This window comes from Paralimibaculum aggregatum (assembly GCF_030270585.1).
Lineage (GTDB): Bacteria > Pseudomonadota > Alphaproteobacteria > Rhodobacterales > Rhodobacteraceae > Thermohalobaculum > Thermohalobaculum aggregatum.
In genome coordinates this window covers 1-22,467 of record NZ_BSYI01000054.1, presented here as the reverse complement: position 1 = coordinate 22,467, position 22,467 = coordinate 1, and the positions used below count along the sequence as shown (strand labels likewise).

At 65.7% G+C, this 22,467-nt stretch carries 20 protein-coding genes and 2 pseudogenes; 7 read left to right on the top strand and 15 right to left on the bottom strand.

Translation table 11 applies throughout. The features are described 5' to 3' along the window. Nucleotides 1-103 precede the first annotated feature (103 nt). Genes QSJ97_RS21940 through QSJ97_RS21915 form a run of 6 tightly spaced genes read left to right on the top strand, consistent with a single transcriptional unit; the run spans nucleotide 104 to nucleotide 6,048 of the window. A complete protein-coding gene (locus tag QSJ97_RS21940) occupies nucleotides 104-1,336 on the top strand; it encodes an aminotransferase class V-fold PLP-dependent enzyme (RefSeq protein ID WP_285674472.1) in 1,233 nt (410 codons plus the stop codon). After that, nucleotides 1,336-2,055, top strand: coding sequence for a GntR family transcriptional regulator (locus QSJ97_RS21935; RefSeq protein ID WP_285674471.1), 720 nt, complete (start codon nucleotides 1,336-1,338; stop codon nucleotides 2,053-2,055). Before QSJ97_RS21940 ends, QSJ97_RS21935 begins: the two co-directional genes overlap by 1 nt. Beyond that, nucleotides 2,052-3,068: an amino acid ABC transporter substrate-binding protein gene (locus QSJ97_RS21930; protein WP_285674470.1), complete on the top strand. Its 1,017-nt coding sequence runs from the start codon at nucleotides 2,052-2,054 to the stop codon at nucleotides 3,066-3,068. Before QSJ97_RS21935 ends, QSJ97_RS21930 begins: the two co-directional genes overlap by 4 nt. Nucleotides 3,069-3,089: 21 nt before the next feature. After that, nucleotides 3,090-4,214: an amino acid ABC transporter permease gene (locus QSJ97_RS21925; RefSeq protein WP_285674469.1), complete on the top strand. Its 1,125-nt coding sequence runs from the start codon at nucleotides 3,090-3,092 to the stop codon at nucleotides 4,212-4,214. Next, nucleotides 4,211-5,326 carry an amino acid ABC transporter permease gene (locus tag QSJ97_RS21920; RefSeq protein WP_285674468.1) on the top strand — a complete coding sequence of 372 codons (1,116 nt, stop codon included), beginning with the start codon at nucleotides 4,211-4,213 and terminating at the stop codon, nucleotides 5,324-5,326. The genes QSJ97_RS21925 and QSJ97_RS21920 overlap by 4 nt, the downstream gene beginning before the upstream one ends. Continuing rightward, a complete protein-coding gene (locus QSJ97_RS21915) occupies nucleotides 5,323-6,048 on the top strand; it encodes an amino acid ABC transporter ATP-binding protein (protein WP_285674466.1) in 726 nt (241 codons plus the stop codon). Before QSJ97_RS21920 ends, QSJ97_RS21915 begins: the two co-directional genes overlap by 4 nt. Before the next feature lie 776 nt (nucleotides 6,049-6,824). Here the strand turns inward: QSJ97_RS21915 and QSJ97_RS21910 are convergent. The 15 genes and pseudogenes from QSJ97_RS21910 to QSJ97_RS21835 all read right to left on the bottom strand — a co-directional run bounded on the left by QSJ97_RS21910 (nucleotide 6,825) and on the right by QSJ97_RS21835 (nucleotide 20,287). After that, nucleotides 6,825-7,409 (bottom strand): VOC family protein, encoded by a 585-nt coding sequence (locus QSJ97_RS21910; protein ID WP_285674464.1) that lies wholly within the window; start codon nucleotides 7,407-7,409, stop codon nucleotides 6,825-6,827. A gap of 130 nt (nucleotides 7,410-7,539) precedes the next feature. After that, the gene (locus tag QSJ97_RS21905) at nucleotides 7,540-7,941 is read right to left on the bottom strand and encodes a thioesterase family protein (RefSeq protein WP_285674463.1); all 402 of its coding nucleotides are present in this window, start codon (nucleotides 7,939-7,941) and stop codon (nucleotides 7,540-7,542) included. After that, nucleotides 7,938-8,675 carry a TetR/AcrR family transcriptional regulator gene (locus QSJ97_RS21900; RefSeq protein WP_285674462.1) on the bottom strand — a complete coding sequence of 246 codons (738 nt, stop codon included), beginning with the start codon at nucleotides 8,673-8,675 and terminating at the stop codon, nucleotides 7,938-7,940. The genes QSJ97_RS21905 and QSJ97_RS21900 overlap by 4 nt, the downstream gene beginning before the upstream one ends. Nucleotides 8,676-8,945: 270 nt before the next feature. Continuing rightward, nucleotides 8,946-11,420 (bottom strand): xanthine dehydrogenase family protein molybdopterin-binding subunit, encoded by a 2,475-nt coding sequence (locus QSJ97_RS21895; protein WP_285674460.1) that lies wholly within the window; start codon nucleotides 11,418-11,420, stop codon nucleotides 8,946-8,948. An 11-nt stretch (nucleotides 11,421-11,431) separates the two neighbouring features. Further along, nucleotides 11,432-11,932: a (2Fe-2S)-binding protein gene (locus QSJ97_RS21890; protein ID WP_285674458.1), complete on the bottom strand. Its 501-nt coding sequence runs from the start codon at nucleotides 11,930-11,932 to the stop codon at nucleotides 11,432-11,434. Further along, on the bottom strand, nucleotides 11,929-12,801 hold the full coding sequence (locus tag QSJ97_RS21885; RefSeq protein WP_285674454.1) for an FAD binding domain-containing protein: 873 nt from the start codon (nucleotides 12,799-12,801) through the stop codon (nucleotides 11,929-11,931). Before QSJ97_RS21885 ends, QSJ97_RS21890 begins: the two co-directional genes overlap by 4 nt. A gap of 22 nt (nucleotides 12,802-12,823) precedes the next feature. Beyond that, nucleotides 12,824-13,744 (bottom strand): SMP-30/gluconolactonase/LRE family protein, encoded by a 921-nt coding sequence (locus QSJ97_RS21880; protein WP_285674453.1) that lies wholly within the window; start codon nucleotides 13,742-13,744, stop codon nucleotides 12,824-12,826. A 728-nt stretch (nucleotides 13,745-14,472) separates the two neighbouring features. Then, nucleotides 14,473-15,226, bottom strand: a pseudogene (istB, locus tag QSJ97_RS21875) (IS21-like element helper ATPase IstB). A gap of 383 nt (nucleotides 15,227-15,609) precedes the next feature. Next, a pseudogene (locus QSJ97_RS21865) lies at nucleotides 15,610-15,951 on the bottom strand (helix-turn-helix domain-containing protein); the annotation flags it as partial. Nucleotides 15,952-16,115: 164 nt separating this feature from the next. Then, complete coding sequence (locus tag QSJ97_RS21860) at nucleotides 16,116-17,222, bottom strand: patatin-like phospholipase family protein (RefSeq protein WP_285674449.1); 1,107 nt, start codon at nucleotides 17,220-17,222, stop codon at nucleotides 16,116-16,118. Nucleotides 17,223-17,489: 267 nt separating this feature from the next. After that, entirely contained in the window at nucleotides 17,490-17,954 is a 465-nt protein-coding gene (locus QSJ97_RS21855) for a DUF992 domain-containing protein (RefSeq protein WP_285674448.1), read from the bottom strand. A 154-nt stretch (nucleotides 17,955-18,108) separates the two neighbouring features. Further along, nucleotides 18,109-18,927, bottom strand: a complete 819-nt coding sequence (locus tag QSJ97_RS21850) for a transporter (RefSeq protein WP_285674447.1) — start codon at nucleotides 18,925-18,927, stop codon at nucleotides 18,109-18,111. A gap of 5 nt (nucleotides 18,928-18,932) precedes the next feature. Next, nucleotides 18,933-19,370 carry a hypothetical protein gene (locus QSJ97_RS21845; protein WP_285674446.1) on the bottom strand — a complete coding sequence of 146 codons (438 nt, stop codon included), beginning with the start codon at nucleotides 19,368-19,370 and terminating at the stop codon, nucleotides 18,933-18,935. Nucleotides 19,371-19,453: 83 nt separating this feature from the next. Continuing rightward, complete coding sequence (locus QSJ97_RS21840) at nucleotides 19,454-19,837, bottom strand: hypothetical protein (RefSeq protein ID WP_285674444.1); 384 nt, start codon at nucleotides 19,835-19,837, stop codon at nucleotides 19,454-19,456. Nucleotides 19,838-19,912: 75 nt separating this feature from the next. Further along, nucleotides 19,913-20,287, bottom strand: a complete 375-nt coding sequence (locus QSJ97_RS21835; protein WP_285674443.1) for a hypothetical protein — start codon at nucleotides 20,285-20,287, stop codon at nucleotides 19,913-19,915. Nucleotides 20,288-20,669: 382 nt separating this feature from the next. On the opposite strand from QSJ97_RS21835, the gene QSJ97_RS21830 reads away from it, so the two are divergent. Beyond that, a complete protein-coding gene (locus tag QSJ97_RS21830) occupies nucleotides 20,670-22,442 on the top strand; it encodes a hypothetical protein (RefSeq protein ID WP_285674441.1) in 1,773 nt (590 codons plus the stop codon). The last annotated feature ends 25 nt before the right edge of the window (nucleotides 22,443-22,467 follow it).

The window sequence follows — 22,467 nt, the reverse complement described above, 5'->3', positions numbered from 1 at the left end:
GCCGTCCCCGGCCCCGGACGCACCGGTCCAGCTCGAGATCCGGTGCTGATGCTGCGGCGCCCGGGCAGCCGCCATTCCAGGCCCGCCCGGCTCTGACACACCATTGACATGCCAGTTACCTCTTGCTACCGAAATCGGGGAGAGGACCGTGATGACACATGCAACCATCCCGTTTCGCGAAGGGTTTCCGGCGCTTCGGAACCAGACCTACCTGTCGATCTGCGACAAGATGATCCTCCACCGGCAGGTGCGCGCCGAGGTCGAAACCTTCCTCGACGCGCTTGCCGATGCCTCCGCGTCGCGGACACAGCACGAGACGCGGGTGACCGCCTGCCGCGAACGCTTCGCCGCCCTGGTGGGCGCACGCCCCGAAGAGATCGCGGTCGGCCGGAACGTCTCGGACGGGATCAACGCGACGATCTGGGCGGTCGACTGGAGAGAGGGCGACAATGTCGTGCTGTCGCTGGATCTCGAGCATCCCAACAACGCGTATCCGTGGCTGAGGCTGCGCGAGCGCGGCGTCGAACTGCGCAGCATTCCCGCACGCGATGGCCGCCTCGACTATGCGGCGCTGATCGGCGCGATGGACGACAGGACCCGGGTCCTCACCTGCGCTTCCGTCAGCTTCGCCCCCGGTTTCCGCGCGGATCTGGAGAGGCTGGGCCAGGCTGCGCACCGCAGGGACGCGCTTCTCGTGGTGGACGGCGTGCAGACGGCCGGGATCCTGCAGCACGATCTGCATGCCGAAAACGTCGATGTCTTCGTGACATCGACAAGCAAGGGCCTGCTCGGGCTCTATGGTTTCGGCTTCCAGTTCGTCTCCGCCCGATGCCTCGATCGATTGCGGCCGGCCTATCTCTCGCGTCCGGCCGTCGCCTCCGACAACGAGGATCATTCCGCCATGGGCTCCGAGGCATACCGCCTCCAGCCGGATGCACGGCGCTTCGAGGTCGGAAGCTACAACCTCGCCGGGGCCTATGCCGCCGATGCCGCCATGGCCCTGCTGGCGCAGCTCGGCGCCGAAACGGTCGAGGCCCGGGCGCTGGATGTTGCCGCGCGGCTGCGCACGGGGATGGTCGAGCTGGGCCTGCCCGACGTGGCCATGCCCGGCCCCGCCGAAGTGTCGCATCTGGTGACGGCAGGGCCGCTCGATGCCGGCGGGCACGGATACTCGGACACCCGCTGGGTCACCGATCTCTCGGCAGCGCTTGCCGAGGCGCGCATCGCCCACACCGTGCGCCGGGGTCAGCTGCGCTTTGGCACCCATGCCTACAACATCGACGAGGATGCCGACCGCGCGCTCGACGTCATGCAGACCGTCCGAAGGGCGGCGTGATGGCGCTCGATCGCGATGAAGCGAAGAAGCTGATCGTCGGCCTGATCGCCTCCGGTGCGATCGAACCGGACGCGCAGGTCTCGGAGCGTTCGCTGGCCCAGCGGACCGGCCTCGGACGCACCCCCATCCGCGAGGCGCTTCAGGACCTGCACCGGGACGGGCTGATCGCCATCGTGCCGAAGCATGGCAGCGTGGTGCGCAGGCTGGGGCTGGAAGAGGTCCGCGAGATCTTCGAGGTCCGCTTCGCGCTGGAATCCGCGGCGGCCTCGCTTGCGGCCATGCGCGGGCCCAGCCAGCGCCTGCGCGAGCTCGATGCCGAATTTGCCGCCTATGACGGCGAAGAGCTGAACGAAGCCGCTGCGCAGCACTACCGCCAGATCGGTCATGAATTTCACAACGAGATCGTCAACTCCGCCAGAAACCGGCTGCTGATCCGCCAGTACAGCCAGGTGCGCCTGATGATCGAGGTTTCGCTATCCCTCACCGAGGGACAGGAGATCGGCCGCACCAAGGCCTCCATCGTCGAGCACCACCGCATCTCGCGCGCGATCATGTCCGGCGATGCCGACGCGGCCCAGGCCGAGATGCAGAGCCACCTGCGGGCCGGCCACGAGATCCGCACACGGCTGCTCATGACGCCGCCAGATCTTCTTCTGAAATACGGGGACGACACCGAGCCAAAGAAACCACAAGAAATCAACAAGGAGACCACGAGATGAGAACCGCCATCATATTGTCCGCCAGCGCGCTTCTGGCATTCGGCCAGCCTGCCGCTGCCGACACCCTGGAGAACGTCCAGGCCGCCGGGAAGGTGACCTGCGGCGTCAACGGCTCGCGCGCGGGCTTTTCCTCGATCGACAGCCAGGGCCGCTGGCAGGGGCTCGACGTGGACACCTGCCGTGCGATTGCCGCCGCCACGCTGGGCGACGCGGAAGCGACCGAGTTCGTCAAGACCACCTCGCAGACCCGGTTTACCGCCCTGCAGACCGGCGAGATCGATGTCCTGACCCGGAACACCACCATGACCTACAGCCGTGACGGCGAGCTGGGCGTGGATTTCGCGGCGATCACCTTCTATGACGGACAGGGCTTCATGGTCCCCGCCGACCTGGGCGTTACCTCCATCGAGGAGCTGGACGGCGCCGCAATCTGCGTCCTGCCGGGAACGACCGCGGAACAGGTCGTCGAGTCGGTGTTCTCCGAACGCGGGCTGAACTACACGCCGATTGTCTTCCAGGATGCCAAGGAACTGTCTTCGGCGTTCTTTGCCGGGCGCTGCGACGCGCATATCCAGTCATCCTCGGGGCTGGCCTCGACCCGCGCCACGCTCGCGCCGAACCCGGAAGACTATGTCATCCTCCCGAAGATCTTCGACAAGGACCCGATGGGGCCGGTCGTGCGGCAGGACGATGCGCGCTGGAAGGACATCGTCGCCTGGACCGTGCATGCCATGGTGACCGCCGAGGAAATGGGCATCACGTCCGGGAATGTCGACGACATGCGGGAGACCGGGTCGGATACGATCAAGCGGCTGCTCGGTGCCGGCGACACGGATATCGGTGCGCCTCTCGGGCTGAATGCCGACTGGATCTACCAGATCGTCAGCCAGGTCGGGAACTATGGCGAGGTTTACGATCGCAATCTCGGCTCGGGCTCGCCGATGAACCTGGCCCGGGGGCAGAACGCGCTCTGGAAAGACGGCGGCCTGATCTACGCCCCGCCGCTGAAGTAAGCCGGGCAAGGGGCAAGCGTTATGGCTCGGCTGTTCCGCGACGCGCGTATCAGGGCCTGGATTTTCCAGGCGTTCCTGATCTGCGGCCTGGCCCTGGCGGTCGGAACAGCGATCCATAACGCCCTGACGGCACTCGACGCTCGCGGGATCGCCACCGGGCTGGGCTTCCTGTCCGAGCGTGCCGGCTTCGACCTGTCCGAAAGCATCATCCCCTACGGCCCGCAGAACAGCTTCCTGCGGGCCTTCCTGGCGGGGCTGGCCAACACCATAGCCGTGTCGGTCGCGGCGATCGTTCTCGCAACGACGCTTGGCGTTCTGGTCGGCCTTGCGCGGCTGTCGCCCAATCTGCTGCTGGCCCGCCTCGCCCGGGGCTATGTCGAACTGTTTCGCAACACGCCCCAGCTGGTCCAGATCATCTTCTGGTATGCCCTGCTGATCGCCTTGCCGCGGGTTCGCAACGCGCTTGATCTGGGCGGCGGGTTCTTTCTGTCGAACCGCGGGCTGAACTTTCCCTGGATCGCGCAGCCGATACCCGGAGGGGTCGCAAGCGCCGTGATCGGGATCGGCTTCTTTGCCATCGTCATCGTCCTCTGCCTGCCGGGACGGAAGAGATGGCGCGGGCGCGCGATGGCGGCGATCGCCCTGTCCAGCATCGCCGCGCTGATCGGCTGCTTCCTGTTCGGCGGCGTCTCCACCCCTGCCCTGAAGGGCTTCAGCTTCTCCGGCGGCGCGGTCCTCTCGCCGGAGTTCATTGCCCTGTTCCTCGGCCTCAGCCTCTATATCGCGGCGTTCATCGCCGAGATCGTGCGTGCAGGGCTGGCGGGCGTGGATCGCGGGCAGATCGAGGCGGCGGAGGCGCTGGGCCTCTCGCAAGGCAGGGTGCTCACCTCCGTGCGGATCCCGCAGGCGCTGCGCATCATCGTGCCGCCCGCGACCGCGCAATACATCTCGCTCGTCAAGAATTCCTCCCTCGGCGTCGCGATCGGCTATCCCGAACTGTTCAACGTCTCGAACTCGATCTCCACGCTGTCCGGGCAGGCGATCGAGTGCATGACCATCATGGGCCTGCTCTACTTGTCGACCGCACTTGCGATGAGCGCTGCGGCAAACGCGTTCAACCGCTTCGTTCAGGTTACCGAGCGATGAGCAAGGCAATCCACTGGTGCGGCACCGTGGTCCCGCCCCGCGCCGCGCCCAGGCGCGATGCAACGGTCTGGACACGCCTGCGCAATGCCCTGTTCCGCACGCCCATGCAGGGGGCGATAACGCTGGTCCTGGCGCTCCTGCTGGCAGGTTTTGCGCCGGGCCTCGTCGAGTGGGCGCTGATCGATGCTGTCTGGCTGCCCTCGGATCCTGCGGCCTGCACCGAGCCGGGCGCGGGCGCCTGCTGGGCGGTGGTCTCCGAGAAATACCGGGTGATGCTGTTCGGCGCGTTTCCATACAGCGAACACTGGCGCGCACTGCTGGCCATGCTGCTGATCGTCGCCGGGTTCGTCTACTCGGCCTTTCCGCGGCACTGGCGCGCCCGGCTTGCGGCGATCTGGCTCGGGCTGCTGGCACTGGTGCTGTGGTTGATGCTGGGCGGCTTCGGCCTGCGCCCGCTGTCGACGAGCGACTGGGGCGGGCTGCCGCTGACGCTGATCCTGTTCGCCGGGACCGTCACCTTCGGCATGCCGCTCTCGCTGTTCCTGGCCCTCGGCCGCGAATCGCAATTGCCGGCCTTCCGCTGGATCTGCATCGGCATGATCGAGCTGTTCCGCGGCCTGCCGCTGCTCGTCGTCCTGTTCCTGGCATCGCTGCTGATACCGCTGTTTCTCGGCGACGGCATGACGATCGACAAGTTCGTGCGCGCGCTCGTCGGCATGGTGTTGTTCTTCGGCGCCTACGCGTCGGAGATCATCCGCGGCGGCCTCCAGGCCTTGCCAAGGGGGCAGTACGAGAGCGCCCGGGCGCTCGGCCTGACCTACTGGCCGATGATGATCACCGTCATCCTGCCGCAGGCCCTGCGCATCGTCGTGCCCGCTCTGGTCAACGACATCATCCGGGCCTTCAAGAACACGAGCTTCGTGGCGGTCATCGGGCTCTTCGACTTCCTCGGAGCGACCAAGGCCGCGCTGGAGGACCCGCTCTGGGTCCGCTACTCGCTCGAGGCCTATCTTTTCCTGATAGCCGTATACTTCGCCTTCTGCTGGACCATGTCCCGCTATGCGTCCTGGGTGGAAAGGCGTCTCGACATCAGCAAGAGACGGGGCGAATGACCGCAGTCGAATTCACCGATGTCAACAAGTGGTATGACAACGGCCTGCACGCACTTCGCGATATCAATCTCTCGGTGAACACCGGAGAAACCGTGGTCATCTGCGGCCCCTCCGGGTCGGGCAAATCCACCCTCATCAGGACGGTCAACGCGCTCGAGCCGATCGACACGGGGCAGATCGCCATCGCCGGAACGCCCGTGCAGATGATGGACCGCCGTTCGCTGCGAAGGCGCGTGGGCATGGTCTTTCAATCCTTCAACCTCTTCACGCATTTCAAGGTTCTCGACAACCTGACCCTCGCCGCCGAGCATGTCGCCGGGCTGGATCAAGCTGCCGCAGAGGCCAGGGCCATGCAGCTGCTGGACCGCGTGGGCCTGGCCGATCAGGCGCAGAAGTACCCCGGCCAGCTGTCCGGCGGGCAGCAGCAGCGCGTCGCAATCGCACGCACCCTGATGCTGGACCCGGACGTCCTGCTCTTCGACGAACCGACATCGGCGCTCGACCCCGAGATGATCGCCGAGGTCCTGAGCCTGATGGAAGACCTCGCGCGGGAAGGGCGCACGATGCTCTGCGTCACCCACGAGATGGGCTTCGCGCGCAACGTCGCCGATCAGATCGTCTTCATGGCCCATGGCAGCGTGATCGAGAAAGCGCCCCCCGCCGCCTTCTTCGACAACCCGCAAACAATGCTCGCCCAGGCGTTCCTGTCGAAGATCATCTAGGATGGCTCCCGATCATCCTGGCTGACAGAGGGGTTCCCCGTTTCGCGGCCAGACCGGCGGCCTTTCCATTCCCGGATCCGAGTTCCCTGGTGCCGCCAGTCCGGGGCCCGCGGGGCCGGTGTGGGCCTCGAATGGGGGGCCACCGAGGGCCGAACGGGGCCGCCCGGCGGTGTCGGAGGCGATCCATCCGGCGATGCCGGCGCGCGCCCCGGAGCCGGTCCCGCAGGCGCGGAGATCGCCGCCCGCTTCCCCCTCGTCGAACGCGTCTTCGCAGATGCAGGATACCTGGGTCCGCCTGTCGCCGGGGCTGTGCCCCGTCCCCTCGATATCGCGAGGCGTTCCAACCCGGGCTTCGTCGTTCAGGCAAGGCGCTGGATCGTCGAGCGCTCCTTCGCGTGGATCGCCATCGAACGCCGCCTCGCCAGGGCCATCGCGCGCATCGCCGCGACCGTCCGGACCATGACCAATCTCATGCCGCGGCGCCTCGCTCGCTCCAGGATCCTTTGAGACGGACTCTCAGGATAGACCCTTCCGAGCGCCCGGGAACCCGCTCGCCTTCATCGTCGCCGCTCCCTTGCCGACCGGGAAACGGATGCCCGGGTTTCCAGCTCGGAACCGCACAGCCCGGCGGGCACGCGGCGCGGGTTGCCCCCATCGCGGCCGAACCGGGCCGCTCGATGGGGGCACGCGCCGGGGGTCATGCTCGTCCTGGCCGGCGAACCATGCTCGGGCCGATCAGGCGCCCCCTTGCCGGTTCACACCGGCCGCGACCCGCTCTAGAAGCGCGGGTCCCACAAGCGGCCGGGCATGGTCGATTCATAGCCGAGGCCGGTGGGCGAGCTGACCAGCTCCATCTGCATGCCCCAGGGGGCGAGGAAATACACCCATTCGAGGCCGCCGAGCGGGCCTTCGTCGATCCGGTGCGCGTCGGCCAGGACCTTCACGCCGTTCTCGCGCAGGTATGCGACCGCCGCAGCCATGTCGTCGACATAGAAGGCGACATGGTATCCGCCGATGTCGCTGTTCTTCGGCTGCACGGTTTCCTGATCGGGCGATACGTACTTGAAGAGCTCCATCGCGGGGCCGTTGCCGCAGCGGATGAAGACCAGCCGCTCCGCCACCGCGCGCGGGTGAACGTTGAGGTTCTCGGTCATCCAGTCGTCCTCGAACGGGCCGAACGGGCCGATCTCGAAGAAACGCTTGCATCCGAGCACCTCGACGAAGAACGCCGACGCATCGTCGACGTCAGGGACCGTCAGGCCGATGTGCTGCGACCCGACCAGACCCGGCATCTGCGCCTGCGCAGGTACCGATGCCGATGCCGCGATCGCTACAGCGGCAGCCAGAAAGATCGATTTCATTGTTTCCACCTTTTTCCGGGGGCTTGTCCGTAATGGCGCCCTTGTTCATGCAGTCTTCTTGTTGCGAACGCGGCCCATGCTCTGGGGCCGCGCTCGGTTGCTGGGGGCTGGCGGGATGTCGCGCGCGCGATCAGAGCCGCGCCCCGGCCCGGGCCAGGATCTTCGCCTCGGGCACGACCGCCCGGGCGATGCGCCCTTCCCCGATCTTTCCGCCCTGGTCTTCGGCCCAGACATCGAACCAGTAGAGCGGTCCCTCGCGCCCCGTGAAACGGGCGCTCGCGCGGACCTGCGCGCCTTCGGGGGTGGGTGCGCTGTGTGCCACCTCGATGCGCACGCCGACGGAGACGTCGCCGGGGCCGAGCAGCGGCGCAAGCAGGGCCGCACAGGCCCGCTCCATGTCCGCGATCATGAACGGCGTGCCGAACACGGGAGGCAGGGCATCGCCGGGCCGGCCAAGCGATGCGGCCGTGCGTTCCTGCGTGACCGCGCCGTCAAGCGTGGTCGTGGCACCGGTTTCGAGCGTGGCAGTCATTCGGGTTTCTCCCTGTCAGGCGCTGCGAGCGCCAGGAAACCGGCGGTCTGGAAACGCACCAGTCTCTCGATGTTCCGTGCTGCGTGGCGCGGGGAGGTGCGGCCGACCAATCGTTCGGCACGGCCCGTGCGCGCGCAGATCGACAGCATCGCCGCCACGGTATCGAGGAACCCGTCCGCGATCTCGGCGGGCCGGGCATCGGGCAATGCGCGGCAGAACTCGTCGAGATAGGTCCGGGCGGTCTCGTCGTAGTGCTTGGCGATGATTTCCGTGCCCAGGGGCGAATTGGCGAGACGGCCCATCAGGACGGCGTAGTTGCGCCAGCCCGGCTCGCCGTGGCCCGCCGACTCGATGAACGGCGTCACATAGGCGCGGACGAGGTCGGCAATGGCGATGGGCGCGCCACCCGACGCGCCGCGCAGGTCCTCCAGTGCCTGCCGGCGCAGCTGGGTCATGAAACTGGCCCGTCTGGCGACGACAGAATCGAACAGCGCCTCCTTCGGGCCGAAGTGATAGCCGACGGCATGGACCTGGACCCCCGCACCCGAGGCGACGTCGCGGATCGATGCGCCGTCGTAGCCGCGGTCGGCGAAGAGCTGCTCGGCCGCATCCAGGATGCGGGTCTGGGTCGCCTCGGATCGCTGGCCGCGGGGGCGGCCGGGGCCGCGCGCGCCGCCGCGCTTCTGCGGCGACCGGGGGGTTCCGGCGATCTTGGAGCGCGGCGGTTCGCTCATCCCGCGATCCGGTTCTTGCAGCGCCAGCCGGCCATGCGCGCATGCTCCTGCGCCGCGGCCCGAAGCCCGGCCGGGGCTTCGCTGCCGCAGCGCCGATCCGCCCTCCGCGCGAGCGGGGAAGATCCCCGGCAGCGCGAGCGGTCGGCGCCGGGCCTCGCAGCGACCGCCCCGCCGGGTCTGACGGCTCCGTGGATGCGCCGCCGCCGGAGCGGTTGCGCACCCACGCCGCGACTGACGGATTGGCGATGGCCGGTCATCCGCCGCGCGCCCTCAGCCTGACGCCTGGGCGGCGCGGATCATGCCGCGCAGGACCGGAGGCGTGACCGGCAGGGACGAGATCGTGACGCCGAAATCGGACAGCGCATCCTCGATCGCACTCGTCAGCGCAGAGGGCGCCCCCAGCCGTCCGCCTTCGCCCCCGCCCTTCACGCCGTATTCCGTGTAGGGCGACGGCGTTTCGACATGGCCCAGCTTGAAGTTCCTCGGCATCTCGTTCGCCGTCGGCATCGCGAACTCCGAGAAGTTGGGATTCGTGAACTGCCCGTCGGCATCATACAGGAACTGCTCCGACAGGGCGGTGCCGATCCCGTTGGCGGTGCCGCCCCAGACCTGGCCGCCCAGGGTCCGCGGATTGACGATTGTGCCGTTGTCGTGCACCGCGGCATAGTCGAGGATCTCGACCTTTCCGGTTCCGGGATCCACTTCGACCGCCACCATGTGGCAGATATGCCCGACGATGGGGTAGAAGATGCCGAGATGCTTCCGCTCGGGGTCCGGGTCCGTCGAGATCGGATGATCGTAGACCGCCGTGCAGTCGATGCCGGAGTCGTACTCCTCCCCCTCCGGGAAGCTGAGGCGGAAGAAGCTCGACGTCAGCGCGATCTCGGCGAAGGTCTTCTTCTGATCCTGGGATCCGACGACCGCGACGCAGCCGTCCCGCAGCTCGACATCCTCGGGGCGGCGCTGGAGCATGTAGGCGCCGAACCGCTTCAACCGCTCCTCGAGCTTGATCGAGGCCGACACGCAGGCGCCGGCGATCATCGCGGTGAAGCGGCTGCCCTGCGGGCCGACGCTGTTGAAGCCGGACTGGCTGTCGGAATAGTTGATGACGACGTCCTCGGGCGCGACGGTCAGGCGTTCGGCCAGAACCTGGGTCACGACCGTTTCGGGCGAATTGCCCACCATCGGCGAATGCAGCGTCACGAACAGCTTCCCCGAGGGGTCGACGCGCGCCGTGATCGCTTCCGGCGTGGACGTCAGCGTGAAACCGGGCGTCTCGCGATTGTTGAGCGACCACCACTCGGTCGGCCCGTAGACCGAACGCTCCATGCAGGTGGCGACGCCAACGCCGACGCACCGGCCGCCTGCCCGCAGCGCCTTGGCCCGCTCGCGCCACGCATCGAGATCGAACAGGCCCTTCGCTTCCGCGAGCACCTTCTGGAAATTGCCGCTATCGTAGATGTTCCCGGTCGGGATCATGTAGGGGAACGCGTCGGCGGCGATCATGTTCTGCTCGCGAAGCTCCACCGGATCCCGGCCGAGCTCCTTGGCGGCGGCATCCGCCATGCGCTCCATGACCCAGTTGGTCACTTCCGAGCCGAAGCCGCGATAGGGGCCCTGCTGCGTCTTGTTGGAGAGCACGGCGATCACCCGCATCCCGAAGCTTTCGATCCGGTAGGGGCCGGTGACCTGGGCCATCGCGTTGCCGTGGGTTCCGACGCCGAACTGCAGATAGGCGCCGTAATCGTCGAGCACCGTGAACCGCAGCGACTTGAAGGTACCGTCTTCCATCACCGCGAGTTCGGCGTCGTAGAGCCGGTCCGAACCGTGACTGTCGGAGTTCGTGAAGTGCTCGACACGGTCCTCGATATACTTGACCGGGACCCCGGCGAGGCGGGACAGGCCCGCCGTGCGAATGAGGATCTTGTGGTTGAACACCTTCGAGCCGAAGGAGCCGCCGGCCAGGACCGGGATGATCCTCAGCTCGCCCGGCGACACGCGCAGCGAGCCACCGATCACGAACGGGATGAAGTTGTAGAAATTGGTGTTCGCGTGGATCGTGTAGCTGCCGCTGATGGGGTCGAACTGCGCGACGACACCGCAGGTCTCGATGGCCTGCGCGGACGAGCGGTGCCATCTCAGCCGTCGCTTGATGACATGCGCGGCGGCAGCGAAATGCTCGTCCACGGGACCGAACTGGAAGCTCTCGTCGAGCGCCCTGTTGCTGTCGCGATCGTCTGGGTGGATCACCGCGTCGCCGGTCGCCTCGAGGGACGCCTCGATGTCGACATTGGCCGGGAGGATCTCCCATTCCACCTCGACAAGCTCGGCCGCGTCCTCCGCAACATAGCGGTCCTCGGCGACCACCGCGGCGACGACCTCGCCGACATGGCGCACCTTGTCGAGAACGATGGCGTGCTGCGGCACCGGCGGGGAGGCGAAGCTCGGGCAAGGGTCAACGACCCGGGCGAGATCCTGCCCGGTATAGACACCGATGACGCCGGGCAGCGCACGTGCCTTCGAGGTATCGATGGAAACGATCCTCGCATGCGCATGGGGGCTGGTGACCATCGCGGCATGTGCCATGCCGGGAACCGTCACGTCGTCGATATAGCCGCCCTTGCCGGCGAGAATGCGCGGGTCTTCCACGCGCTTCATCGACTGGCCGATCCAGGTCAGCCCGGAACGGGGCGTCTCGCGTTGCCGGCTCGGAGGGATGACATTGCTGTCGAGATGCGAAGCCATGATGGTCTCCTTCACGCCGGCTGACGCTTGGCCGCGGTTTCCGCGTCGCGCATTTTCCTTGCGGCGGAGCGGATGGCGGCAATGATGTATTCGTAACCGGTGCAACGGCACAGATTGCCGGCGATCGCCTCGCGGATCTCGTCATCCGTCGGGTCCGGGTTCTCGGCCAGAAGTTCGTGCGCGGATGCCAGCATTCCGGGCGTGCAGAAGCCGCATTGCAGCCCGTGCTCTTCCCAGAACGCGGTCTGCACCAGGTCGAGCCCGCCGGCGCTGAACCCCTCGACAGTCGTGATCTCGCAGCCGTCGGCCTGAACGGCGAACATGAGGCAGGAACGCACCGCCTTTCCGTCGACGAGGACGTTGCAGGCTCCGCAGACGCCGTGTTCGCACCCGACATGCGTGCCCGGAAGCGCGAGCTCATGTCTGATCAGGTCCGACAGCAGCATGCGCGGCGGGACAACGGCATCCCGGCTGCGGCCGTTCACGGTGAGATTGATAGCCGTCTTCTTCATTGTTTCGCCTCCTCTGCGCGCCGTGCAGCGGCGGCCAGGGCGCGCGGCAGGAGAGTCCCGACGAGATCGCGACGATACTGGGCGTCCACGCCGACGGAGCTCGGGGGATCGAGAGAAACGGCAACCTCGCGGGCGACGTCGGCGAAGAGGCTGTCGCTCGGCGCCTGCCCCTCGATCGCCGCCTCGAGCTCGGCAAGCCGCGTGGCACGGTCACCGACGCCGGCGACCGCGGCGGCGGGGGCCGCGATCCGCCCACCGTCGAGCCGCATGGTGGCGGCGCAGGTGGCCCAGGCGAAATCGGCCTTGCGCATGCCCACTTCCTCGAAACCCCAGCCCGTGTCCCTCGCCGGCTTCGGAATGCGCACCTCAGTGAGCATCTCGCCCGGCCCTGCGGCCGTCTCGTAGAGCCCGAGGAAGAAGTCCGACGCAGCCACGATGCGTGTCCCGGAGGCCTGCGTCAGCACCATCTCGGCGCCGAGCAGGAGCATGAGCGCCGGCATCTCGGATGCCGGATCGGCATGGCAGAGGTTGCCGCACAGCGTCCCGCGATTGCGCACCGCGGCATGGGCGACCCACTCGTAGGCCGCAGGTATGACAGGCAGATGGTCCCTGACCAGCCGCGAGGACTTCACGTCGCGATGGCGCGCGAGCGCCCCGATCGCGACATGCGTGCCCTCATCCCGAATGTAGTCGAGATCTGGAAGCCGATTGATGTCCACGAGGCGCTTCGGCCGCGCCAGGCGGGCATTCATCATCGGCACGAGGCTTTGGCCACCCGCCAGAATCCTCGTGTCCTCCTCGCAACTCAGCAGCTCCAGTGCAGCGGCCAGATCGTTTGGCCGCTCATAGTCGAATGCAGCAGGCTTCATTGTTTCCTCCGTTATTATTTACTTAGTTGGAGAAGCGAGTTTCCGGGATGCCCCGGATACCGAGGCCGCGGATGCGAAACAGGGCACCGGCGGCGAATTGCGGCCTGGCCTCGACCGCGAAGTTGTCGTGGGTCGCCGGGTGCGAGACCCGCGCCATCGAGGTCACATAGATCTCGTCGAGGTTGGCGCCCCCGAACATGACGGACGTGATGTTCCGGACCGGCATGGAGATCTTCCGGTCGACGGTCCCGTCAGGTGCATAGCGGATGAGATCGCCGCTGATGACCTGGGCGTTCCAGAGGAAGCCCTCCTCATCAACCGTCGAGCCATCCGCAAAGCCGGCATCGTCATGCGTCGACGCGAAGACCCGCTTGTTGCTCGGCGTTCCCGTCGAAATATCGTAGTCGTAGGCCCAGATCTCGTTCCTGAACGTATCTGCAAAATAGAACGTGCGGTCGTCAGGGCTCCAGCACGGGCCGTTCGAGCATATTATATTATCTTCGATCTTGTGGAGGCTGTGGTCCGGATCGAGCCGCCACAGGCTGCAGACACCCAGTTCTTCCTGGTCGTCCATCCCGCCGGCGAAGAAGCGGCCCCGCCTGTCGCATTTTCCGTCATTGAGACGGGCGCGCGTGGGATCGTCATCCACCGCAGCGACGAGATCGAGGGAAGAGGTCTCGAAGTCGAAGGTGTAGAAGCCATCGTTCAGCGCGAGGATGGCGCCGCCATTCGCGCGGAGCGCCATGGCGCCAACGTCCTTCGCAAGCGCCCATGAGCGCACGGCGCCGCTGGCGGGATCGAACCGCCAGAGAGCGTCCTTGCCCTGCCGCTGGCCCGTGCTGTCCACCCAGTAGAGCGCGCCGGTCTCGACATCCCAGACGGGGCTTTCGCCAAGGTGGTTCGCGCAATCCACGATGCACTCGATTGCGAATGTTCTGCCCACGGCCTTCTCCCTCAAGCGTTTGGGGAAAGCTGCCAGATATTAGACGTACGTACAACTAATTTTTTCACCCGCCTTTGAACGCCGCGAACTCCGCATTCCATTGGGCTCGGGGTGACTGCCAGACGGCATCCAACGGAAGGCGAGACCAGCTAAACGCCCTGCGCAAGCCGTTGCACTTGCTACGGAAACCGTATCAGCAACCTATCCCAGCGCCGCCACGTCGAGCATCGGCTCAGCGAGGAGCCTTCCAAGCCAGGCGTTCTAGTCCGGCCTTCCCATTCGACCCATCTCCAGCCCCGTGCATTCGGTTCGCACCCCGATCAGTCGCGGAGTGCCCTGTCAGCAGCTTGAGATGCTCGACGGACGCCATTCGATGCGTGCGTCTGCTCTGCGGGACCGGCGAAGCGCGTGATCATGGCAACGTCCGGATACGCCTCCGCCATCCCCTGCGACATGCGCAGACGATCTGGCGGCAATCCCGCTCATGCGAAAGCAGACTCGATGGGCAGTCCGCGCAACTGCGTATTCCGATGCATCCGGACAGCCGTTCCGACGGCATCCGGTCAGGCGTTCCGGAATATCCGGTCACTCTGAGCGCGCGCGTCTGAGCGTGTTTTCCTGTTCCCATCGGAGGCCGGCGCCGTCAAGCGCGACGGGAGCCATGCGCGGCGCTGCGTGCGCCCCATCACGCTGACGCTGCGCCGCGCATGGCGGTTGGTGGTGAGCGCTCATTCGGGGGCCTCCTCGATGCCGGCATCTTGGGTCTTGCGCATCGACGGGCCGTCGAGCGGGAGCCTGTGCGCATTGTGGATGAGGCGGTCGGGGATGGCATCGGCGAAGGTGGGTTCATCGATGACGGCGTGCCAGGCATCGACCGGGAGCTGGCTGGTGATGACCGTGGAACCAGCCTGATAGCGGTCCTCGACGACCTCCATGAGGTCCCGGCGCTGCGACGCGGTGAGCCTGTCCGGTCCCCAGTCATCGAGGATCAGGAGATCGGCTTTCACGAGCTGGCGGAACAGCCGGGGGAAACGACCTTCGCCATGGGCAAGCTCGAGCTCGGCGAAGAACCGCGGCAGGCGGTGGTAGAGGACGGACTTGCCATCCCTGCAGGCCTTGTGCCCCAGCGCGCAGGCGAGCCAGGTCTTGCCCACCCCGCACGGGCCGGTGATCAGCAGGTTGCGGTTCTCCTCTACCCACTTGCCCGTGGCAAGGTCCCTGAACAGCGCCCTGTCGAGCTTTCGGGCGCCCGGTCATCCACGTCCTCGATGCAGGCGCCGACGTGGCGCAGCCTGGCGGCACGCATCCGGGTCTGGAACGTCTTCGTGCTGCGGCTCGCAGACTCGCGGTCGATCAGGAGCCCGGCCATTCGGCGTGGCTGGGATCGGTGGCATCGTCGCGGCTCTGCAACTCGGCAAAGGCGTCTGCCATGCCGCCGGGCTTCAAGGCTCCCGGTCGGTCGTGGGTCGGATGGTCGAGCATCTTGACGCTGCGCGCCCATCGCTGCGCGATGCCTCCTCGGTGGAAACACTCGGGCCCGCGGATGTTCTGGTGCGTGATCGCCGGCCCCTCCGCGGGCGTCTCGGGCCGGTGGCGATGCAGGTTGTTCCCGAGAATGGCATTGACCGAGCTGCAGGAGGTGCCGCCGATCTCGAGGGCGCGTCGGCAGGCGGCCTCGAGGGCATCGCGGCCATGGGGCCCGGCCAGCCGGACGATGCCGAGGCAGGCACGGAAGCCCTGCTCGGGGCGGGTCTTGGTTCGCAGGATCAGATCGACGCGGGCGCCGGTGCTTGGGCCGATCCGCGCTGCCTGGCGGCGGATCTCGCCCGGCGCCCAGCCCGCGTCCAGCCGGCATAGCACCGGTGACTGGCGGGCATGCCCTCGAGCGCCAGCATCGCCTCGTGCCGGTTGCAGCCATAGGCCGGGTGCGCGAGCGCCAGCGCCTTGATCTTCTCCACGGTCTCCGGCGGCGTGGTCTGCGGATGGCTCCTGTGGATCGGCGGCAGATCCTTCAGCCTGTCGAAGCCCTGGGTCTGGAACCGGCGTTTCCATTCATAGAAGCTCGTGCGGTCCATTCCGCGCTGTCGGCACGCCTCCGCGACATTGCCGAACTCCCTGGCCAGCTCCAGAACACTCAGGCGCTGCTGTGCAACCTTGCTCGCCGCATCGCGCGGCCCCGCCTTCTTGGCAGTCGATGATCCTCCCATGGGCCCTTCCTCCTTCCCGAAAATAGCACGGAAAGAAGATTAAGCGGACACGTGAAGCATCCTCGCCCTGCACGTGATCTCCAATCTCATATTTTTATTACAGAATTTCCAAGGCAACATCATGCGGGATCCATAGAAACCTCGCCGAATTCACACGGGATGGCTCAGTTGTCCTCTGCGGATTCCAAAGCAACATAAGGCGCGTCATTGATCCAGGCCTGTCCGTTCCGCATCTTTTCATACCCATACTGGTAGAGCGCTTTCATGTAGCCGGGGTCGAACGGGGCCGGGTAGGGATGATTGAAATCATCGCCAATCCATGAAGCATTGTATTCCGCGCCTCGCTTCTTCACCACGCCTGCTGACGTAATCAGATTGTCGTTGCCTTGGGACTTGATGAGCGTCGAGAGAGCACGTTTCGCGATCTCCATCAGTGAATAGTCGACCGACGCGGCCTCTGGACCGACCTTTCCGTTTCTTACGATATAGTAGGTGGCTTTTTTGCCCGGGGCTGTATCCTGCATGAACTTCTGAATGCCCTGCTGCCAGCCGAAGAGAACCGTGTCCTCTGAGATCGTGCCGCCATCGACATGCATTTCATCGTAGCTGGAGCCGTTCACATCCACCTCGATGAGAACCGGCGGGAAGGCAACAGGGATCGACGCCGACGCCAGCAGCGCCTGCTTTATGACGTCGAGCCTGTTCGGAGCCGCGCTGGACGCGATGGCGCCGATATCCCAGATTATCGGTCGCTGCGCATCGAGGTTGGTGCTTTGCACGAGGATCCGTCGCCCCTTGGCGTGTTCTCTGGCAATCGCCGTCGCCATCGCCTCGTCCATGAATTCCTCGATGATTTTCTCGAGGGGGGACACGTCGACCACGGACGCTTGCTGAAGGATGCTTACCCACGACCGGAACCGGAAGATCGATCTTGCCGGCAAGCCGCCATAGACCAGACGCAGCTTGTCGTCGTACTCGGGACCAAGAAACGCGAATGGCGCGGAAAGCGCCCCCGTGCTCACCCCGGTGACTATATCGAATTCCGGCCGTGTCCCGAGTTCGGACCATGCATTGAGAAGTCCAGCGCCGTAGGCGCCGTCGTCCCCCCCTCCCGAGAGCACAAGCACGGTCACTTCTCTCGCGTCCATGCCCGAAGCACGCCGCTGCTCCTCGATCTTGCGGAGCATGGCATCGAGGCTCGGCGGTGGCACATCGCCCCAGAACCGCGCATCCGGAATGTTTGGAATGGTGGCGTTGCTCTGCTGGTCCACGGGGACCGGCTCCCTCGGAAGACTGGTGCATGCCCCCAGGATGATGACGAGGGCAAGAAGCCGTATCGATTTCATGGCAGGCCTCAACAATCTTGCGAGCGGGGATTCATGATCGGGACGCGGATCCGCGGTATGGCAACAACCTCTCACCCGGCGCATCAAAGGCGGATGGGGACTACCTCTGCGTCATGCGCCTTTCCAACACATCGGCTTGCGATTGGGCGTACCAAGCGTGCGCGGAGCACTTTTTCACGCCCCTCCACAAGCTCACTTCAGTTCGAATTCCTGGAGCCCGACCGATGCCCCCGCACCGACGATGCCCGCGACGCTGACCGGCTGGAGGCTGAAGGCGTTCTCGCCGCCGCCGACGAGGACCTTCGCTCCGACGCCGCCGCCCAGGGCGACGTCAGCGCCCGTACCAACATAGGTCCCCGTGAGCGAACCGGGCTGGTAGGCGACTTCCGTTAGTGCCAGGACTGCCCAGACCAGCTCGACATTCTTGTCGATCGAGAGATCGATGCCGACCTGCTTGATCTGGCCGACATAGGTCTCCGCTTTGCCCTTCGCCGGCTTGAACTCGCAGGCAAAGGTCTCCTCTGTGTAGACCACGGCGTTGTCGACGTCCGTGAGCTTGCAAGTCAGGACTCCGATATCGGCGCCGGATTGCGCGACGGCGGGCGCAGCTGCAAGGCTTGCAAGAAGCGAGAGGATGGCGAGGCCGGGGCGATTCATCGGACAGTCTCCTTCTGGATTGGGAATGCGGGGAAGAGGAACGCTGGTGCCACGACCCAATCCGGTCGGATTGGGGGCGCCGGGGCTTGGGAAGCCGGTGCTTTGAACATGCCCGCGCAAAGCGCTCGCACTGCCAACGCAAGGGATGGGCAGCTCATTTCGGGAACACAAGCGTCACATTGACCGTGAATCCGAGACCCTCGGCGCTCGCGGACGTGTCGGCGGCCCACCAGCGCAGGCGGCCCTGGATCTGCACCGGCTGCTCGCCGATCTTCACGAGCTTCGCGACACCGAAATTGATCGGCCCGGCCAGGTGCTCGCCGCTCTGCGCATCCCAGTTGTAGTTGAGCTCGGTATTGACCGAGAACGACCATGCCGACTGCGTCGTGTAGACGACGAAGGGCTGCATGAAGGTGTTGTTGAGATCGGACACGTCGTCCCTGGTCTCGGCGACGCCCCAGACGTGGTTCGCCAGGGCACCATAGGTCCACGGACCTTCCTGGAAGAGCGCGACACCCGTGGGGCCGAGCCCGAACGTTCCCAGGCCCAGGAGCCGGTCGGTCGATGTCGGGATCTGCGCCGCGGGGCCGACGCCCCAGACGAGATTGCCTATCGGCGTCTTCACGGGTTTCTGCGGCGAAAAGAACAGGCTCTGCAACGTGTCGCTGAGGCCGAACTGCGAGCCGGAATTTCCCGCGACATCGTCCTGGTAGACCACCGGCACGATCGTCCGGCTGATCATGTTCCATTCATCGCCCAGCGTGATGGGAATGACCGGCTGGATGTTGGTCGTGCTGCGCCATCCATCGTCGGGACCGACATTGAAGTCGAAGTTGCTCTGGATCGGGACGCTGATCAGGCTGGCGATCGGGTTCTGAAGTTGCTTGGCGAGGTCAGCGTCGGCGCGCGCCGCTTCGACCGTGAAGAGAAGAAGGAGCGCCGCCAGGCAGCCACTTGTCGATCTCGTTGTCATTGCTCTCACTCCGCTGTCCACATCGCCGTGTAACCTTCAGTCCGGGAAGAATGGATCTGGAGAAGCCCCTTCTTCCCGACGGCGGCGAGCGCTTTCATGTTGCCCGACAGGACCGACTTATGGGGCTCGGTTGCCTTCCATTCCGGATGCGCCGGCGCCATCGCCTCGATACAGTCGAGCGCGAAGGCGAGCTGCACATACATCGGCTGCTCGCTCCACAGCATGCCGTCATTGTCGAAGGTCGCGATGCGATCATCGGGCGGCACGTAGTCCGCGCCGCCCTCCGAAGCCACGACCGAGACGAAGTCGACGATCGCAGCCTTGGTCTCACCATCGTTCCACGAGGGCAGTGGATCTTCCGAGGCGGCGGAGAGGCCCGCTTGCGGAACAATTGCCACGAAAGCAAATGCCAGCGCTTGAATGCCTAGTCTGAAAGCTCGCATCGCCAGTCCTTTCGAAGAGTTCCGAGACCGTCCGCCGATCCCGATCCGCGTGCCGACCGCCTGCCGCCGGGGCGTCCAGTCGCTCAGTTCCCCATCGCCTCGTGGTAGGCGTGGAAGGCCTGGAGCCGACAGGCCTCCATCTCGCCGCCCTTGAGGCCCTGACCACCGCAGTTGTCGACGGCGTCACCAAGCGTCTTCTTTGCTGCGGCAACCTCCGCAGAGTCGTTCGCGTCATCGAAATCGAGATGAAGGGTCCTCTCGGTGTGGTTCTGAGCGGCATCAATCGAGCTCTGCATCGCCAGCACATGCATTTCGCACATGCTTCGTTGCGACTGGCTCGAATAATCGTCGCTGTTCCGACACGCATCGAGCGCAGCATTCACCGCCGCGTCGTCCGCCTGGGCCGTACCGGTCCAGATAACCCCTGCCAGAAGGGCCCCGATCACGACCGTCTTCTTGTTCGACATGTTCGTCTCCATGACAGAATGAGTGCAGTTGCGCAGACCGCCGCGAACGTCCTCGGCCCTCTAGAACTGCCGTGGTCATTCGCGATAAGGCCGGGCCCGCGGAGGGGCCCGGCCGTGATGAATTCTGGCTAAGTTGCCCGTGGGCATACCGATGTTCACGCCGTCCTTCTCAAGCTGCTCGCGGACCCAGCTGAACCGCCGGTAGCGGCTCGGCCTGATCGGGCCCGTGTAGGTTTCGGACCGCAGCTTGCGAGGCGGATACGTGATGTAGGTCTTCATCTTCTCCTTCACCGCCTCGTTGGCCGGAACCACCGCCCAGGTGCTCTCGGTGAACGTGATCATGAAGATGTCGCAGCGCTCCTGCGGATCGGCCAGAAGGTCGAAGACCTGGGGCACGGTCGCGCCGCAGGATCTCCAGAACGCGCATCGGGAAACGATCGAGGATCGCATGCATCGCATCCATGGCCGGGGCCCGAGGGCGTTCTCGCCGCTGCAGGCCACGCCCTTTCAGGGGGCGCGTCACGCATGGGCGAATCTTCGGGACGAGCGTGCGACGAATGCCCCGCGCCCGGGAGGTGCGAACATGTGCGGACATGCCCGCACCTGGGGAAAATGCGGCTCCCGCAGGCTAAAACGTCGCATGCGGGGACGCTTCACGACAATGTTGCCGGACAATGCTAGAGTTCGCCCAACGCTGCGGGCGTGCCTGGCAGCGCCTGTTGGGATATCGACTATCGCCGGGAACGAGCATTCAACCAATAGCATGACACAAAGTGACACTGCCGCCACCATCCAGCCACCCGCCGACGCCAAGCCATCGGCGGAGGAGGTCGTGGCGCAGCTTGAGAGGACCCTGTCAAGCGAGGAGTTCCAGGCAAGCAAACGGCGGCGCGACTTCCTGCGATTCATTGTCGAGGAAACCCTTGCGGGGCGGGGCTCGCGGCTGAAGGGCTACACGATCGCCGTCGAGGCCTTCGACCGCGACGACAGCTTCGACCCCCAGACGGATCCCGTCGTGCGCCTCGAGGCGAGGCGGCTTCGGCGCGACCTCGACGGCTACTACGTGTCCGCCGGACGCAACGACGCGGTGCTGATCTCGATGCCGAAGGGGTCCTACGTGCCGCGTTTCGAGTGGCAGGAGGGCAACCAGCCATCGGGCGCCGGATCAGCGGACGACGGACCGGAGGTGGCCGAGGATGCCGGGTCCCCAGCGACCCCCCCTTTGCCGTCGCTGGCAACCGATCCTCACAGGTTTGCGCGATCCGGGAAACTGAGCGCGTCGCTTCGATGGGGGGCCATCGGCCTCGTGGGACTGCTCCTCCTTGTCGCGATCGCCATCAGCCTCGACCATCTACGACAGTCCGAGGACCAGGCCACCGGCGAGGTGAGAATACCCTCCGTCCTCATCGCGGCCTTCCACTCGGTGGATGGATCGGAGACTTCCCATATCCTCGCTGACGGAATCACGAATGAGCTCGTCAGCAATCTGCTTCGGTTCCCGGGTTTCCGGCTCTTCCTGTCATCGCCGGTTAACGACGAGCGCTACGCGGCAAATCTCAATCGTCTTCTGGCCGAGGAGGTGGCGTATCTCGTGACCGGCGAGATCGTCGCGGACAGCGGGCGCATCCGCCTCAATGTGCATCTCTCCGATGTCGCGAGCGGACGCGTGATCTGGAGTGAGACATTTGCGCGCGACCTGACGATCATGGGCCTTGTCAAATTGCAGGCGGATCTCGCGGGCGAGGTCGCCTCGGCACTCGGGCAACCTTATGGCGTGGTGCGCAACGACATACTTGCCCGTGGGGCCGTGCACGTACCCGCCCAACTGGAGAGCTATTATTGCGTGCTGAAAGCCTACCAGCAAAGACGGGCCCTTGAGACGAGCGAGCGTGGCGGCGTGCGCATCTGCCTCGAGGCGACCGCCCGGCACGATCCGGCCTATGCAGAGGCTTGGGCAATGCTCAGCTGGCTCGAACTCGACGAGGCCCGCTTTCCGGCCGCGACACCGGACGCGGCCGAGTTCGCCTACGAGCGTGCCTTCACCGCTGCATCGAAGGCCGCCGCCCTCGAACCCGACAACGTGCAGGCCCTCAAGGCACTCTCGGCGATCAATCACTACAGGGGAAACTACGAGGAGGGCTGGCGGCTCGCCCGACTGGCACTTGAAAAGAACCCGCATGATCCCGACACGCTCGCGCAACTCGGCTGGCGCCTCGCCATCCGAGGCCGGTTCGAGGAGGGCACGCCCTTGTTGCGCCGGGCCCTCCAGCGCACGATCAGCCCGCCAGGCTGGTACTACTATCTGATCGCCGTCGACCATATGATGCGTGGTGAATATGCCGAGATGCTGGCGACCGCCCAGATGTCGGCTGTCGGCGGAGGACCGGTCGCGTACGCTTTGGTGGCGGTGGCGGCGGCAAATCTCGGCAAGCCGGCGGCGGCGCGCGCGGCACTCATGCAAATGGAAAGCGCCTCGTCGGCCTTCGCGGCTGATCCCGCTGCCAACTACCGGATACACGGCGCGACGGACGAGATCGTCGCCAGAATCATGCATGGCCTTGTGCTTGCAGGGTGGCGTCAGCCCGTTGCTGCCCCGAAAAACTGAACAACTCCAGTACTTGGAATGGGCA